The organism is Rhodopirellula baltica SH 1 (assembly GCF_000196115.1).
Taxonomy (GTDB): domain Bacteria; phylum Planctomycetota; class Planctomycetia; order Pirellulales; family Pirellulaceae; genus Rhodopirellula; species Rhodopirellula baltica.
The window spans coordinates 3,131,566-3,146,986 of the sequence record NC_005027.1 but is presented as its reverse complement, the minus strand read 5'-3'; the positions used below and the strand labels follow the sequence as shown (position 1 = coordinate 3,146,986).

Annotated in this window: 14 protein-coding genes; 5 read left to right on the top strand and 9 right to left on the bottom strand. The window is 55.8% G+C overall.

Annotation, left to right across the window (positions count from 1 at the left end; translation table 11 throughout):
* The first annotated feature begins 4 nt into the window (after positions 1–4).
* Positions 5–907, top strand: coding sequence for a tyrosine recombinase XerC (gene xerC / locus RB_RS12195; protein WP_007324269.1), 903 nt, complete (start codon positions 5–7; stop codon positions 905–907).
* Between the two features lie 56 nt (positions 908–963).
* On the opposite strand, the gene rpiB is transcribed toward xerC, so the two are convergent.
* From rpiB to RB_RS12175, 4 genes are all read right to left on the bottom strand, one after another.
* The gene (rpiB, locus tag RB_RS12190; protein WP_007324268.1) at positions 964–1,437 is read right to left on the bottom strand and encodes a ribose 5-phosphate isomerase B; all 474 of its coding nucleotides are present in this window, start codon (positions 1,435–1,437) and stop codon (positions 964–966) included.
* A 303-nt stretch (positions 1,438–1,740) separates the two neighbouring features.
* On the bottom strand, positions 1,741–2,769 hold the full coding sequence (locus RB_RS12185; RefSeq protein ID WP_007324266.1) for an AAA family ATPase: 1,029 nt from the start codon (positions 2,767–2,769) through the stop codon (positions 1,741–1,743).
* A 10-nt stretch (positions 2,770–2,779) separates the two neighbouring features.
* The gene (locus RB_RS12180; protein WP_007335490.1) at positions 2,780–3,763 is read right to left on the bottom strand and encodes a lipase family protein; all 984 of its coding nucleotides are present in this window, start codon (positions 3,761–3,763) and stop codon (positions 2,780–2,782) included.
* Positions 3,764–3,973: 210 nt separating this feature from the next.
* The gene (locus RB_RS12175) at positions 3,974–5,098 is read right to left on the bottom strand and encodes a glycosyltransferase (protein ID WP_011120712.1); all 1,125 of its coding nucleotides are present in this window, start codon (positions 5,096–5,098) and stop codon (positions 3,974–3,976) included.
* Between the two features lie 352 nt (positions 5,099–5,450).
* Here RB_RS12175 and RB_RS12170 point away from each other — a divergent pair, with 352 nt between their 5' ends.
* Positions 5,451–6,017 carry a hypothetical protein gene (locus RB_RS12170; protein ID WP_164921924.1) on the top strand — a complete coding sequence of 189 codons (567 nt, stop codon included), beginning with the start codon at positions 5,451–5,453 and terminating at the stop codon, positions 6,015–6,017.
* A 28-nt stretch (positions 6,018–6,045) separates the two neighbouring features.
* Here the strand turns inward: RB_RS12170 and argF are convergent, their stop codons facing one another.
* From argF to RB_RS12145, 5 genes are all read right to left on the bottom strand, one after another.
* Positions 6,046–6,984, bottom strand: coding sequence for an ornithine carbamoyltransferase (gene argF / locus RB_RS12165; RefSeq protein WP_164921923.1), 939 nt, complete (start codon positions 6,982–6,984; stop codon positions 6,046–6,048).
* Positions 6,984–8,504 (bottom strand): aminotransferase class III-fold pyridoxal phosphate-dependent enzyme, encoded by a 1,521-nt coding sequence (locus tag RB_RS12160; protein ID WP_011120708.1) that lies wholly within the window; start codon positions 8,502–8,504, stop codon positions 6,984–6,986. Before RB_RS12160 ends, argF begins: the two co-directional genes overlap by 1 nt.
* Complete coding sequence (gene argB / locus RB_RS12155) at positions 8,501–9,364, bottom strand: acetylglutamate kinase (RefSeq protein WP_007335411.1); 864 nt, start codon at positions 9,362–9,364, stop codon at positions 8,501–8,503. Before argB ends, RB_RS12160 begins: the two co-directional genes overlap by 4 nt.
* 171 nt (positions 9,365–9,535) lie before the next feature.
* Entirely contained in the window at positions 9,536–10,816 is a 1,281-nt protein-coding gene (locus RB_RS12150) for an NTP/NDP exchange transporter (protein WP_231846436.1), read from the bottom strand.
* Positions 10,817–10,869: 53 nt separating this feature from the next.
* Entirely contained in the window at positions 10,870–11,397 is a 528-nt protein-coding gene (locus tag RB_RS12145) for a hypothetical protein (RefSeq protein ID WP_164921922.1), read from the bottom strand.
* 547 nt (positions 11,398–11,944) lie between these two features.
* Between RB_RS12145 and RB_RS12135 the strand changes: the two genes are divergently transcribed.
* From RB_RS12135 to RB_RS12125, 3 genes are read left to right on the top strand one after another with little or no spacing between them, the layout of a single operon-like run.
* On the top strand, positions 11,945–12,877 hold the full coding sequence (locus RB_RS12135) for a sugar ABC transporter substrate-binding protein (protein ID WP_231846435.1): 933 nt from the start codon (positions 11,945–11,947) through the stop codon (positions 12,875–12,877).
* Positions 12,874–14,442, top strand: coding sequence for a sugar ABC transporter ATP-binding protein (locus RB_RS12130; protein WP_011120703.1), 1,569 nt, complete (start codon positions 12,874–12,876; stop codon positions 14,440–14,442). Before RB_RS12135 ends, RB_RS12130 begins: the two co-directional genes overlap by 4 nt.
* On the top strand, positions 14,439–15,395 hold the full coding sequence (locus RB_RS12125; RefSeq protein WP_164921920.1) for an ABC transporter permease: 957 nt from the start codon (positions 14,439–14,441) through the stop codon (positions 15,393–15,395). Before RB_RS12130 ends, RB_RS12125 begins: the two co-directional genes overlap by 4 nt.
* Positions 15,396–15,421 lie beyond the last annotated feature (26 nt).

The window sequence follows — 15,421 nt, the reverse complement described above, 5'->3', positions numbered from 1 at the left end:
GATTTTGCGAACGGCGATCACCCGATTTCTGCAGTACATGGCGACCGAACGCAATGCGTCTGATTTGACGATCAAAGCGTATCGGGAAGACCTGTTTGCATTTGCGGAATGGATCGGACAGGCCGAGGCAGGGCGAATCCAACTGGACTCATTGACCCCGCAGCAATTGCGTCAATTTCAGGCAGCGCTTCAACAGGCCGGTTATGCTCGCACGACCATCGCGAGAAAGCTTGCCTCGCTGCGAAGCTTCTTCAAGTTTGCGATGCGAGAGGGGATGGCGAGCAGCAACCCAGCCAAGCCGCTGCGGAACCCTCGAAGCAGTCGGAAGCTTCCTCATGTTCTGACCAGTGAAGAAGTCGGCCGTCTTTTGGTGGCACCGCCCGCGATTAGCGAAGCGGGGCTTCGAGATCGAGCGATCTTGGAAACGATGTACTCATCGGGATTGCGGGTCAGCGAGTTGGTGGGACTGCGTGATGGTGACTTGGATTTCTCACAAGGGATCACCCGAGTCCGTGGGAAGGGACGCAAGGAGCGAATCAGTCCGCTGGGTTCCTACGCGATCAAAGCGATCCAGGCTTACGCTGGACGTCGCAGTCGATCACCTGAGTCGGAGAAGCTTGGCCGAGCGGCACCCGTGTTCGTCAATCGGTTTGGCAATATTCTGACAACTCGTAGCGTTGGTCGAATGCTTGAAAAGTACATCGCCAAAGCGGAGCTAGACACGCGGACCAGTCCCCACACGTTGCGACATTCCTTTGCGACTCATTTGCTCGATCGCGGCGCGGATATTCGCAGCGTGCAGGAATTGCTAGGCCACAAATCTTTGACGACCACGCAGATTTACACCCATGTCAGTGCAGCGAATCTGCGGCAGGTTTATGAGAAGGCTCACCCGCGGTCGGCGTAGTCGAGTCGTTGAGTCAATGATTCTGTGAGCACACAAAATCAGACAGCAACGACCATTCAGTCGCATTCGAGAGCCAGGATCTTGTCGAGTCGCCGCTGATGGCGTTCTTCGGGAGTGTATTTGGCGTTCAGAAACGACGAGATGATTTCGAATGCCAATTCGCTGCCGATGATTCGGCCTCCGATGCAGAGCACATTCATGTCGTCGTGCTCCACGCCTTGGCGTGCGGAGTATGTGTCATGACAAATCGCCGCGCGTATGCCGGTGATTTTATTGGCCGCGACGCTGACCCCGACACCGCTGCCGCAAATCAGCAAGCCACGATCGGCTTCGCCGCTGTTGATTCGTTCGGCGACTTCGACAGCGAAATCGGGGTAGTCGCAGGAGGTTTCGTCATCGGTGCCGCAGTCGATCAGGCTGGTGACCTGCGAACCAAAACGCTCGACAACCAGTTGTTTCAGAGCGAAACCGGCATGGTCACCACCAACAGCCAGGCGAATGGGCGAGACGGAATCCGCATTTTGCGACATAGGACCAGGTACCGACGAAAGAACGAGCCAAAAAAGAGATGCCAAGAAGACGCCACAAGATAGTCTTTCGGCGTCGATTCGTAACCTGGGCTTGGGATCCAACTGGTTGGGGCGGGTTGAGGGCACGCGGCGAGGCAGGGCTGGATTGCAAATTGCAAAATGGACATTGCAAATTGGCGATTGGGGACCGGTGAAATCAGGTGACTTGATAGACCGAAGTCACTTTGCAATTTGCATTGAGAAATTTGCACTTTGCAATTGACCCACGATGGCCCCGTCCGCGGCGATGGCGATCAGGCGGGGTCAGATGAGATCGTCGTCGTCATCGTCTTCGCGGTCGGGATGCAACGGATCGTCGGAATCGAAAAAGAGATCCGCCAGTCCTAGCGGGACCGCGTCGCCACCGAGGGTGCGTTTGCGGCGCTCGGCGAGTGATTCTAGATCAACCGCTTCGTCACCCAGGCATTTCTCGAGAGCTTCCTGCCAGGCGGCATCGTGAGCGACCGGGTGCGACGGGTTTTGCTTCATTCGCTTGATCGCGAATCGGAGCAGGTTGATTCCGTCTCGGGGTGAAAAATCGAGTTTCAACTCGTGGGATCGCTGTAGGAAATCAACGGTCAGCGCCAGCATCTCTGGTTCGGCAAACGGCAGGTGGTACTGCAGGATGGCCATCTCGTCTTGCTTGTTGGGAAAACCAACCTGCAGTGTTGGCTGCAGCCGACTGAGGATGTAATCGGGGATTTCAAACGTCGACTCGTCTTGGTTCATCGTCACGGCCGAACGGAATTCGGGTGACGCAGGGATGGTGATTCCGGCGACGATGGATTCCACATAACGGCGAGTGTCGAAAAGCGGTGCCAGCGAGGCCCAGGACTTTTCGTTCATCCGGTTGCCCTCATCCAAGATGCAGACGCCGCCGGTGATCATCGCACTGACCAACGGCGAGGCGTGGTAGGCAATCTCACCACCGCGACTGAGCACGGGGGTGATGAGCAAGTCTTCCGGTCGAGTGTCGGCGGTGCATTGGTAGATATACAACGGCAGACCCTGACGTTTGGTCGCGGCAATCGCGAGTTGCGTTTTGCCAACGCCCGGCGAGCCAATCAACCGAGGCGTCAGGGGGATGTCGGTTTCGTCCACCGTCAGCCAGCAGGCCAGCAATTGCATCAGCAATTCATTTTGGCCAATCCAATCACCCGCGGCCTCGTACGGATGAGCGAGTTTGAGTTCAACGCCACCAATTTGGACCACTTCCGGTTCGCGAGCAAAGCGATCCGACTGAGAGTGTTTCGAGGGGCGATCTTCAGATGGATTCGGCGAGGGCGAATTCATGGAGTGTCCGTCAGGAGGCTTCGGTTTTGGGATCTTGTCCCGTCAAGTCTGAAGCATCGACGGCGCTTTCGCCACGCCCCATTGCATCCTGTTCTTTTCGGACGGCTTCCAAGATGGGGTCGATGTAATTGTGCAGCGGGTGATCGCTGAAGTGATCCACCCGAAAACGCTTGAGCCCTCGCAGAAATCCGTGCCAGCGGTCGCGTCGTTTTCGAATCATTCCAAGGTGGCCGATTCGTCCGTTTCGATTGATGTAGACCTCGGTTCCGCAGTGCCGATATCCCATCCACGCGGGTGGGACTCGTGTCACAATGTCGTTGTTGTTGACGTAGCGGTAATGGGGCAATTCGACGTAGTTGATGTAGCGTTTATCACCCACCCGAGGGCTTCCGTAGGTGAACAACCCGCGTGGCACGGATTTAATGTGAGACAAGTAACACCGCCCGGCACAAATGGTGGCCATCGCGCCACCGAGCGAATGTCCACAGAACCACACGGGTTGTTCGTTGCCAACCAAAGCGGTTTCCAGCATCGGCCATAGATCGTCAACTTCGGTTTTGAAACCGCGGTGGACTTTCCCTGCCGTCTCAGCCAAAACCGATGCTGCATTGGCGTCCGCACGAATGTCATTCCATTCGTTCGGTTCGGTTCCGCGGCACGCAATCACGCAATCGTGGTCGTTGCGAAACCGGTAAGCTTGAGAACCGTCGTGATCAAAGAATGTGACGTCGGAAAAGCCAACCATGGCTGCGGCGACGGTGGCTTCTCGCTCATCGTTGTAGGCGACCATTGCCAACTCGGCGAAGAGCAATGACTTTTGCAAGAACGTCATGTCCTCGATCGCACCTTTGACGTCGCTGTGCACGACGACAGGGACTTCATTGGGATCCTGGACGACGCCAGCGATGGGTTTCAGTTCCAGCGCATCAGACGGTTTGCTCATCTGAATAACTCCATTTCGAATGAGAAGATCAGCGACCTCATTGTGCCACACCCTTTGGCAAAGAGGGATAGGCGTGCGAATTTCAGCCAGGTGCAATGCAACATTTTCTCACGTGCGTCACAGCCGCAATGGATCGCACTGCCTACCAGCGTGAATGGACCACCGGTTTTTGCATTTGTTGGCAGTTTAACCGCGTAGAAAAGGATCCGATCGATGGCGCTGTCGCGGGTGCGATTCACACCCGTTGCATTGTCAGACGAATCAATCGCGACGCTGCTGCTTGCAGGCATCTTGCAGGCACGCTTCGTAAGCATCCACCATGGCAGGCCAACCATAGCGGTCCGTCACTTCGCCCGCTTGGGCCGCGAAACGTTCCCGCAGTTCGGTTGACGTCAGGCAATGAAGCAGTCCGGCTCGCAACGCAGCGTCATCGTTGGTGACAAGCCAACCGTTACGTCCGTGGTCGATGATCTCTCGAACCGCACCGCCAGCGTCCACGGTCAAAACAGCGGTCGAGCAAGCCATGGCTTCGAGCAAGGCGGATGGGAATCCTTCATAGCGACTGGGTAGAACAAAACAATCCGCAGATTGGTAGACAGGCCAAATCGGACGCGTCCAACCTGGAAACTTGACCCGCGAAGCGAGGTTCAATTTGCTAGCGAGCGATTCCAAATGATCTCGCTGGCTGCCTTCGCCATGAATCGTGAGTTCCCAGTCCGGTGCATCGTCTGGTAAATCGCCTAAGCTGCGAATCAGGCGATCAAAACCCTTTTCACGTTCGAGTCTTCCAACCGCGACGAGATGGCATTTTGCCTGACCGGGATCGGATTGTCTTTCAGTGATTGGTTTGAGTCTTGTTCGGAATTCCTTGGGCACCTCAATGGCGGACGGAATGACGAGCGTATGGCAACGTGTTTGTGATTGCAGCGTCACCGCGACATCATCGCTCAAGCACACGACGCGGTACGCCTTGGGGTAAAGTTGACGGCGAAGAAACTCGCGGGCTCGGCCGAGCGATTGATGTTTGGGATCGCTTCGTTCACTGACCACCACCGGTACACCGAGACCTCTCGTTGCCAACAATGTCAGCCAATTGGTGGCGTCGCAGAACGAGAGCACCACATCGAAGTTTCCAGACGCGATGGTGGAACGAAGGCGAAGGGTTCGGGACCAGAGCGAAACGGTGTTTCCAGGCGTCGACAAGACGTCGATGGAAAGACGCGAGACGCGAGGGTCAACTTCGTGTCGATCGTGTTTGCCATCGTCCAGCGTGATCAGCGTGACGGAGTGCTCGCGGTCTGCCAAGCGTGAAGCAAGCCCGGCCATCACGCGTTCGGCGCCACCCCCGTCAAGCGAATGAATCACGCAGGCAATTTTCATTTTCATCGGCGGGGTCGGTGTGGTTGGGAGGCTTTCAAGAACAGCTTAGTAACAAGCAGGGCATCCGTGTCAGGCACCTCCAACCCGCTGACACCCACCGAAGGAAATCCGGCAACAGGCAAGGCTCGCCGATTTCCCGAGCGTTCCTTTGGTGAACGTTTATCACTCCTCGCAACGAAATGGCAACGTGCGGGGAAAATCTGGATCAGATTCGAGGAATTATTCGGCTTCGGGCCGGTGGTTTGGATTGCAACGGTTGGCAGGGTGACTACGGTGGAATGTGCACGGGGGTGCTCACGATCGACATTTGCCAATTGATCCAACCACACCTCTTTCAATGAGAGAAAGCGAGCCAGCTATGTTGTCTCAGAAATTTGCCTTTTCGCGAGGTTCGAGTCGCTTGAAGCGATCGATTCAACGCATTTTCTTGGGCGTCGCCGTTCTGGCTGGATGCGTGGCCTGCTCCGATGAAGCATCCGCTCAATCACCCTATGCATTCGGGTTTCAGCCATACGGTTTCTATCAGCCGTACGGATCGGTGTATCGATCCAACATTCCAAACCCACCGTATTTCGCGACCAATCCACCGGTCTACTACGGCACGCGTCACTACCGTCCCTACGGTATCAGTCCGTTTGCGTCGCCACCGGTTGTCAGTCCCGGAGCTGGTTATCACAGCCAAGTGGCTCCGATCAATCAGCGTCGCGGTTATGTCGGACCCGTTTCGAATCCTTACATCTGCAAAGCGGGTGAATCGTCGCCGCATTTGGTAACGAAGTCGAAATCAGGGGCTGAGCAAACAAGCGAACCATCAGGTGAATCCGAAGCCGCCACCACATTGGTTGCGAGTTCGGCTGGGTTCACTCCCGGTGAAGTTCAAACCAACCCGTTCGTTTCGAGCGAATTGCAATTCGCTCGACGCTAAACATTGGTCGGCTGAACGGTTTTGGCGATCAGACGCGGATATTTTCTGCGATCCACTCGGGTCGCAGCAGCTGAATCATCAGGGCCTTTTGGGCGTGCATTCGATTGCCCGCCTGTTCGATCACGTCGCTTTGTGGGCCATCCATGACCGCGTCGGTGATCTCCTCGCCTCGCACGGCGGGCAAGCAATGCAGCACTCGAGCGGTCTTTGGGGCCGCCTCGAGTAGCTGTTCATTGACTTGGAAATTCTTGAAGGCGGCCCGACGAGCGATGGATTCCGCTTCCTGCCCCATGCTGGTCCAAACGTCAGTGTAGATCGCATCGGCACTTTGAACCGCAGCGATCGGGTCGGCCGTTTGGTTCATTTTCGCGTTCGGATATTTCGCAAGGATCCGATCGAGCCATGGTTGGTCCAGTTCGTATCCGTCCGGGCGCGCGAGCGTGAACTGAATGTTCAGCATGGCACAAGCGAGAGCGAGTGAACGCGAAACGTTGTTGCCGTCGCCAACGAATACCATGTGGCGACCTTTGACTTCGCCAAAATTCTCCAGCAACGTCAGCACATCAGCGATCGCTTGGCAGGGATGACAGAGATCCGTGAGGCTGTTGATGATCGGAACGGCATTGTATTCGGCCAATTGTTCCACACGCTCGTGCGATTTGGCGCGGCACGCGACCGCGTCAACGAATTGCCCCAACACGCGGGTGAAGTCCGACGGTGATTCACGTTTGCCCCAGCCGACGTCGTCGCCCAGAAATAAACTGCTGCCACCGAGGTGATTCATGCCGGTTTCAAAGCTGACCCGGGTTCGCAAGCTTGGTTTTTCAAACAACAACGCGAGCGTGTAGCGTTCCAAAATGGCGGGCCGTTCGCCCTGTTTCAATTTGGCTTTGAGGGTTTGTGCGGTTGCCAAAATCTGACGCAATTCTTGCGGGGTCAGATCAAAGAGTGTGAGCAAGTGTCGCATCAAAGTTTCTCCGTTTCCTCGTTGGATTCGAACTCGTCCAGTTCGTTGCTTTCCAGTTCAGTTTCTTCTTGTTCGGTTTCGTGCTCTTCGTCTTCATCGCCGCCTACGAATTCGTCATCCGTTTCTTCTTCCTCAGCCAATTCTTCATCGGCCATGTCGTCGAGTTCGTCCTCTTCGATTGCCTCATCGTCATCGTCTTCGTAGTCATCCAGCTCTTCGTCCGAATCTTCCGCAGATGCGGCTTCATCGATATCCGCATCAAGCGAGCTGTCTATTGGCAAATCGTTGGTGTGGACTTCGTCCGCGGGTTCTGTCTCCGCATCCAAGTCGGTCGCCTCCGAGTCGGTTGCCGCCGGGGCCGTTGCCGCCGGGGCCGTTGCTTCTGGGGCCGCTGCTTCCGTTAACTCTTGAGTTCCTTCCAACCCCGCCAGCACCGCATCGATTCGGTCGATCAGGGCTTCTTGATGTTCGCTCGTCATCAACAGTGGAGGCTGGAACAGCACCGAATGGTCGCTGCAAACATGGGCGTGCATTTGTTCGGCCGCGGATTGTTCGATCCATGCCTGGGACTCGACGTCCAATTCTAGGATCACCGTATGCCCACAAGCGTGCAGGTCTCTGACGCATCCGCGGGTGGCAATTCGTTCAGCAAGCGCGATTGCAAACGCGTCTGATTCTGTGGCGAGGGCATCCGTTTCGATCAGCGTCGACAATGCGGCGGAAACGAGGTGGCCGACCAAGTCACTGGACTGAGCGGATTCGTCGAGATGAGAGGCAAGTGATTCCGATAGAACCAACAAGCCGCCGGGAAGCTCGCCGACCAATCCGGCCGAAAGGATCACCGCGTCGGCGGAGATGCCGGCGACCATTTCGTGAGCAAAGAGATAACCGTTCCCGGCTGCGGGAGTGTCACCGTGATCGATGATCAACAGAGTGCCTGTTTCATCGCATCTTTGACGGCAGCGAGCCCACCAATCAGCGGTCAATGGTTGGCCGACTCCGCTGAAGTCCACCGGAGAAACCAGCGCAACTGCGGTTGAAGAGTCGATTCGGTCAACGAAGCGATCCGCCGACGCGTGCACAAAGCCCGGCAAGAGAGGCCATTCGTTGCCTCGCAGCGTTGGTTTCCCGCTCGCCATTCTGGCAAGGACGCTGCGTCCGTGATCGCTGCCAACCAAGCAAAGACACTTTGACGACGAAGCGTTGTCGCCGGCCGCATCATCCGAATCATGGAGCGACTGATGATGTCGACGGGCTGCGATCAAAGCATGTTCGAGTGCTTGGTCTCGCGAAGAAGTCGGAATGCAATCCGCGAGCGTCGAAGTGTCCGCATTGGTCAGCGTGCGAAGTTGCTCCGTGATCTTCGATCGCAGGCCGGCATCACCGCACCACTCAGGTTGATCCGCGAATTGACGCAGTGCATCTCGGAACGAGTTCTCGCCGGTGGGAGAGAGCCGTCCCGCAATCGCATCGATCCAGTTGTCGCCGCGAGGTGCATTGCCGTTGCCGGACGCGTTCACTGGTGGATCTCCGTACCCACACCGTCGGTGGTGAAGATTTCGAGCAGCAATGAGTGACGCAATCGTCCATCAATGATGTGAACTTTCTGAACGCCACGACCGAGTGTTTCCAAACAGGCTTCGACCTTCGGGATCATGCCGGATTTGATCACACCATCGGCAATCAATTGGCGAGCTTCCTCGGCTGACAACGCGGGAATGATCGTCGCGGGATCTTCGGGATCTCGGCGAACGCCGTTGACGTCCGACAGGAACACCAGTTTATCCGCTCCTAATGATTGAGCGACCGCCATTGCGGCGGTGTCCGCATTGACGTTGTAAAGTTGTCCTTTGTCGTCGGTGCACAAAGAAGGAATCACGGCGACTTGATCGGTGTATGCCAAGCTTTCAATCACGTCGCGATCAACCTCCGTCACTTCACCAACGAAGCCAAGGTCATCGCCTTCGGGATCGATCAGTTTCTTGCCCTTCAGAACGCAAGTGGTGCGGGGCGACAAGTTGACTGCGCGACCACCAAACCGTTCCATCATTTCGGTCAACTCGACATTCAGTTCTCCCGCGAGAACCTGTTCGACGACCTCCAACGATTTCTCGTCGGTAACGCGTCGCCCTCGAATGAATTGGGCTTCGATACCGGCTTTGGCCATCGCTTCCGTGATCGCTTTGCCACCGCCGTGAACCACGACCGGCCTCAGTCCAACTGTTTCCATGAAGATCACATCCAACAGCAAGTGCTGCAGGGCTTCTCGGTCCTCAAGCAGGCTGCCGCCGAGTTTGATGACGGTCGTTTTGCCTCGAAAACGGCGGATCCAACCCATCGCTTCGATGAGAGTGTCGGCTTTCGCAATCGCTTGGTCCATGAGCGGCGGGTGTCCCTGTTGGACGTAGAAAAAGGTTGGCGGAAGAGATCAATGACGGAAAAGATCGACGAAAAAAAGATGCCGGCGAGCGATTGCTGGCCGGCGTGGGCGAATTTCGTCGAGAATTGCTGGTCGGAAACCCGTCAAGTCTACGAATGGCCAACGAGCGGGTCAATCATGGCCGGCCGGTCGCCCACGTTGCTGCATTTCGGACTGCTGGCGACCGATCCGCATCCCCAGCAATCCGGCCAGGACCGCCAGCGGCAGGAAACCTGCGGCGATCGCAGTCAAACTCAAACCGTTGAATCGTAGTACCCCGAATAGTTGGGCTGACAGCACGTCGCCGCCTCGAACTACGGCCGTGTCCAGAAAACCCTTGGCTTGGTACAGCGTGCGGCGATCCACGACGGTGTACAGAATTTGAATCGCGGGCGCGAACACGGCGTAGCTGGACGCACGATGGACAACCACCAAAGCGACAATCCAGTGGAGGCTGGGCCAAAATGCCAACCCAGCGAAACCGACCACATAGATCAGCGGGAAAACTCCCAAGACGATTGCCATCCCGAGCCGACGAAGTAACGCGGCGGTGCCGAGCAGTTGCACCGCCAACGTGAGGCTCAGTACCCAAAGGTTGATTTTGGATATCAACGCGAAACGATCGGCCTCGTTCAAATTTGCTTCGCGAATGAAGTCTGCCTGTTCGCAATAGACCGTCGTGGCGCAGGCTTGAAGCGCCAACATGAACAGACAGAGCCCGAGCAAATAGGGCGACTTCCAAACGGTCCGAATCCCAATCCACATCGAGTGCTTTTCTTTTGATGTGGCAGTCTGTTCCGTCGAGGCCAGTGCGGCGGTTTCGTCACTCGGTTTTTCAGCGGCCTCGTTTGCCCCATTTTGTGATGACAACGTTTTCGCGAAAACTCGGCCGCATTGTTGGCACAGTTCCAATGCAATGATGCCTGCGATCAGCACATACGAGATGTCGACTTGTTGCGAGAGCCAAGATGCGAACGCAGAACCGGCGATCCCGCCGATGGTTCCGCCCGCTGAGATGAACCCGAACAACCGCTTGGCTTGGTCGCTGCGATAGGCATCCGTAAAAACGCTCCACATCAATGACACGACGAACAGGTTGAAGACGCTCAACCAGACAAAGTAGACACGGCCGACCCAAGCGGCGATGTCTGGGTCGCTGACTTGCATCGCGAAAAAGAAGACCAGCAGGTTCAGTTCGAAGAATCGATAGACACGGCTGACCAATCGCATGCCCCGTCCGCGGTTCGCGACGGACGCATAAATCGGAGAGGCAACCAACATGGTGAGGAAGCTAGCCAGGAACAGCCAGGGAATCTCATCGCTTCCGCGGGTGAAGGCTTCCGTTTCGCGAAGTGGCCGAAGCTGGTAGTAGCCACCCAGCAAACAAAAGAACCATGCCGTCGACCAAGCCAAAAGCCGGATCTCTCCTGGTCGAAAAAAATTGTCGCGCCATTGGCGTAGGCGATTCACTCAGCGATCGCCGGTTGCGGTTCCAATCCTTCGTCCGATTCGGCTTCGTCGGCAACGACAACGACTGCTTCTTCCGAGGATACCGATGGCCCGCGAACTTTTACAAAGCCCGAAATGCCGACGATAATCGCTGCGAGCAGAACGATTACCTTCAACCACTTTGCACGATTTTCGCGGATGCCGTTAAGAGCGGCGCTGCGGCCAACCAAAGCCGACGCGAGAAAGAAGATTGCGAAGGCGAGCAGCATTTTGACACCCAGCAAACCGTGGTACAGCCCATCGCCTTTGTGATTGGGGATCGCACGCATGTAGTTGTAAAATCCGCTGAGCAGAAACAGCAGGATGCCACCGTGAATAAAGCGTTTCCAGCGACCAGTCACCGCTTGGGCCAGTGTTTGATGGGCCTCTTCGGAAATCAATTTGGCGGAGGGCAGTAGCACCAACAGCATGAACGCTGACCCACCGACCAAAGTGATCGCCGTACCGACGTGGATGATTCGTGATAGGACATCCAAAGCAAACATGATCGAGCCGATCGGGTGCGAGGTTGCGAAGAGAAATTGTATTGCAAACAATTTCATGGGCCGTCGCCAGCTGGGCAACCCCACTGCCGAATGCGGTTGTGCAGTTTTCATTGCTGTGTTCGTGATATCTTTCGACACTCATTCTCGCGTACGCCTGAACGGCGTCGCTCGACCTGTCCCCGAACTTCGCTTCGGAAGAGGTACGCCATTTGGAAATCTGCCGAATGACGAATCAGGTCACTGCACAACCTCGAAACACGCCGGTGCTTCACACCACCTCAATCGATAGACTGGTTATGCTGTCGCTGCCGCGTGAAATCTCTGTTTCGCGTGGCGCACCTTCCTGATGCTTCCTTCCCCACCTCACCGCATCAAACGAATGCTCACTGCAATCACGACCGGTCGTCGCCCGAAACAATATCTGCCCCTCTCTGGGCGATCTTTGGAGCCGTCGAAAAACGAACCTTTGCCAAAGGTTCAGTCTCGGTTTCGGACAAAGCCGGCAACGGTTAATCGAATTGTTTGCTTCGCCACCATTTTGGCTTTGATGGTTACCGGCTGCACTTCGTCAAATACGACTTCGCAATCCAAGGACGATGGCAATGCCAAACCTCGAGTGGCGTTGATCATGAAGTCGTTGGCCAATGAGTTCTTTTCGACAATGGCCAAGGGAGCCGAGGCTCATCAAGCTGAATACTCCGAGCAGTACGAGTTGGTCGTCAACGGGATCAAAGACGAGCGTGATGTCAGTCGCCAAGTCGCTTTGGTGGAAGAAATGGTTGCCAGCGGTGTGGATGCGATTGTCATCGCCCCGGCGGATTCCAAGGTGCTGGTGCCCGCTCTTCGGCGAGCCATCGAAGCGGGAGTGATCGTGGTCAACATCGACAACCGTTTGGATGCGGATGTTCTACAGCAAGAAAATGTCGCGGTTCCCTTTGTGGGCCCGGACAACATGGCGGGCGCGAAAGCCGTTGGTGATTACCTGGCAGCCAATCGCAAGGGCGAAAAGGTCGCGATTTTGGAAGGCATACGCACCTCGTTCAACGCTCAACAGCGATTGAAAGGTTTCGAAGCCGCAATGAAAGAGGCCAACATGGAAATCGTGAGCAGCCAATCGGCGGATTGGGAAATGTCGCGAGCCAACACGGTTGCGTCGTCCATGTTGAGCGAGCATCCGGAGATCACAGCAATCTTGGCGGCCAATGATTCAATGGCTCTCGGTGCCATCGCAGCGGTCAAAAGTGCGGGGCGGGCGGGCGAAGTACAAATCGTCGGATTCGATAACATCACCGCGATCCGGCAAGCTATCGAAGAAGGCAAGGTGCTGGCCACGGCGGATCAGCACGGTGATAAGTTGGCTGTCTTCGGCATCGAAGCGGCACTGGAACAGCTCGGTGAATCTTCAGACGAGGAAGCTTCCATCGAAGACGTTGAAACGCCCGTGGATCTGATCACGTCCGAGAATCTGAGCAACGAATGAAGGTCGCTCTTTCGGTTCGAGGCCTGACGAAGTCTTACGGCAACGTCACGGTGCTGAACGACGTCTCCATCGATTTTCATGCCGGGCATCTACACGCTTTGCTTGGTGCCAATGGTGCTGGGAAAAGCACGCTGTGCAAAATCATCAGTGGATTGATCCCAGCGACCGGTGGGCAGATGTCTCTGGACGCCAGTGACTATCAGCCCGGCAGCAAACAGGATGCGGAGGCGAGTGGAGTTCAGATCGTTCAACAAGAATTGAATTTGATTGAAACGTTGTCGGTCGCGGAAAACCTTCGCCTGGCGTCTCTTCCCAACCGGTTCGGCGTTTTACGAATGAGCGAGCTGCATCGTTCCGCACGTCAAATATTGGATCGGTTTGGTCTGCCCGATGTCGATACACGCACGATTGTCGGCAGCTTGGGGGTCGGCAAACAACAGATGATCGAAATCGCGGCGGCGCTAGCCCGTGACGCTCGCGTTTTGATTTTGGATGAACCAACGGCCGCTCTTTCCGGAAGTGAATCCGAAGAGCTGTTTGCACATCTCACCCAGATGCGCAAGCAAGGTGTCGCGATCATTTACATCTCGCACCGACTCGAAGAAGTTCAGCAACTGTCCGACGAAGTCAGCGTGCTGCGTGATGGGCGACTGGTTACAACCGAACCCATCGCAAAGATCAATCGCGAAAAGATGGTTGCTTGGATGAGTTCCGAGGAAGAAGCCCGAGGCGGTTCAAATCACACAGCGGCCACCTTTGAAAGTCATCGTCGAGGCGAGGTGGGATTGTCGGTGCAGGGTATCTCGTGCGGGATGGTCGACAACGTTTCGTTTGATGTTCATCGAGGAGAACGATTGGGAATCGCAGGATTGGTGGGGTCCGGAAGAACGGAATTGTTGCGAGCGATCTTTGGTGCCGACGTGGCCGATTCTGGACATGTGCGGTTGGCGGATGGCGAGGCGGTTCGCTTCACCCACCCCAGTCAGGCCGTTGAAGCTGGTTTCGCAATGGTGACCGAAGATCGCAAGCAAAATGGGTTGTTGTTGACTCAGCCGATTCGAACCAACACATCGTTGGCCGCACTCGCCAGCAAATTTTCAGCCAAAGGATGGATACGACAAACGGCGGAGGTTGAATCGGCCAGTGCGATCCACGCCTCGCTCGAAACTCGGTGCCAATCCTTGGAGCAACCTGTCGGCACGCTCAGCGGTGGCAATCAACAAAAGGTCGCGGTGGCCAAGTGGTTGACGCGTGGTGCCGAGGTCTACCTGTTCGATGAACCGTCTCGCGGGATTGATGTGGCCGCTCGCGCAAGACTTTATGAACTGTTTGAGGAATTGGCCAAACAAGGCAAGACGATCGTGATTGTGAGCAGTGATTTGGAAGAGTTGTTTGAAACGTGCGATGCAATCGCAGTCATGTCCGCCGGCAGAATGGTGACAAAGTTCGAACGAGACGACTTCAGCGAAGATTCGATTTTGGAAGCTTCCTTCGCGGGGCAAGAATCGAAGCGGACCACCGCGGAGTCGGATGACAGATGGCAGAACGAAGAGGCGACACCATGAATCGGTTGCAAGGGTTTTTGAAACCGCTCGCCCCGCATTTCGGGTTGGTGGCGGTCTTGTTGGTGCTGGTGGCAATATTCTCAATGCTCAGCAACAACTTCTTCCAAATATCCACGGTGATCTCGATCGCCAATCAGGTCCCCGATCTAACGTTCTTGGTCGTCGGGATGACATTGGTGTTGATCATCGGTGGAATCGATTTGTCGGTCGGATCTTTGCTGGCGGTATCGTCAGCGGTGTTAGGTGTTTTGATGGCCAACTACGATTGGTCAATATGGATGGCGCTTCCGGTTGCGCTTCTGGTGGCATCGATCGGCGGTGGATTGAATGGAGCCATTTCAATTGGGTTTGGAATTCCATCCTTCATTGTCACGTTGGGCATGCTCGAGATCGCTCGCGGGGCAACCAAAGTGGTCACGGATTCACAGGCGATCTACATCGGCAGCCGAATTGAATGGTTTGGTCAGCCTCTGCCCGGCGTGTTCGTTTCACCCGCCTTCATGTTCGCGATTGCAACAGTGGTTCTGGGGCAGTTGTTTTTGACTCGGACGGTTTGGGGACGCTACTGCATCGCGATTGGCACCAATGCGGAAGCAGTTCGAATGTCTGGGATCCGGTCGGCTCCATTGTGCATCGCGATTTTCGCGATCAGCGGGATGATGTGCGGTCTAGCAGGCCTCGCACAAACGTCGCGATTGTCGACCGCCGATCCCAATGCTGCCATCGGAATCGAGTTGGCTGCGATTGCCGCTTGCGTCATTGGCGGGACCAGTTTGATGGGAGGCCGGGGGAATGTGGTCCGGTCGTTTATCGGTGTGCTGATCATCCAAGTCTTGCAGACCGGACTGGCTCAAGTCGGCGTGTCCGACGCGAGCAAACAGATCATCACTGGGGTGGTGATCGTTGTGGCGGTCTTGATTGACGCTCTAAGAACTCGTTGGAGTCGAAATTGATCGGGGCGATCGAGGCTCACCAAAAT

What these genes read in the sequence shown, in the direction of transcription:
- argB (WP_007335411.1), bottom strand. Translation starts at nt 9,364, where the DNA reads ATGGACCAAGCGATTGCGAAAGCCGACACTCTCATCGAAGCGATGGGT.
- RB_RS12185 (WP_007324266.1), bottom strand. Translation starts at nt 2,769, where the DNA reads ATGAATTCGCCCTCGCCGAATCCATCTGAAGATCGCCCCTCGAAACAC.
- RB_RS12170 (WP_164921924.1), top strand. Translation starts at nt 5,451, where the DNA reads ATGTTGTCTCAGAAATTTGCCTTTTCGCGAGGTTCGAGTCGCTTGAAG.
- RB_RS12145 (WP_164921922.1), bottom strand. Translation starts at nt 11,397, where the DNA reads ATGTTTGCTTTGGATGTCCTATCACGAATCATCCACGTCGGTACGGCG.
- RB_RS12175 (WP_011120712.1), bottom strand. Translation starts at nt 5,098, where the DNA reads ATGAAAATGAAAATTGCCTGCGTGATTCATTCGCTTGACGGGGGTGGC.
- RB_RS12130 (WP_011120703.1), top strand. Translation starts at nt 12,874, where the DNA reads ATGAAGGTCGCTCTTTCGGTTCGAGGCCTGACGAAGTCTTACGGCAAC.
- rpiB (WP_007324268.1), bottom strand. Translation starts at nt 1,437, where the DNA reads ATGTCGCAAAATGCGGATTCCGTCTCGCCCATTCGCCTGGCTGTTGGT.
- argF (WP_164921923.1), bottom strand. Translation starts at nt 6,984, where the DNA reads ATGCGACACTTGCTCACACTCTTTGATCTGACCCCGCAAGAATTGCGT.
- RB_RS12125 (WP_164921920.1), top strand. Translation starts at nt 14,439, where the DNA reads ATGAATCGGTTGCAAGGGTTTTTGAAACCGCTCGCCCCGCATTTCGGG.
- RB_RS12135 (WP_231846435.1), top strand. Translation starts at nt 11,945, where the DNA reads ATGGTTACCGGCTGCACTTCGTCAAATACGACTTCGCAATCCAAGGAC.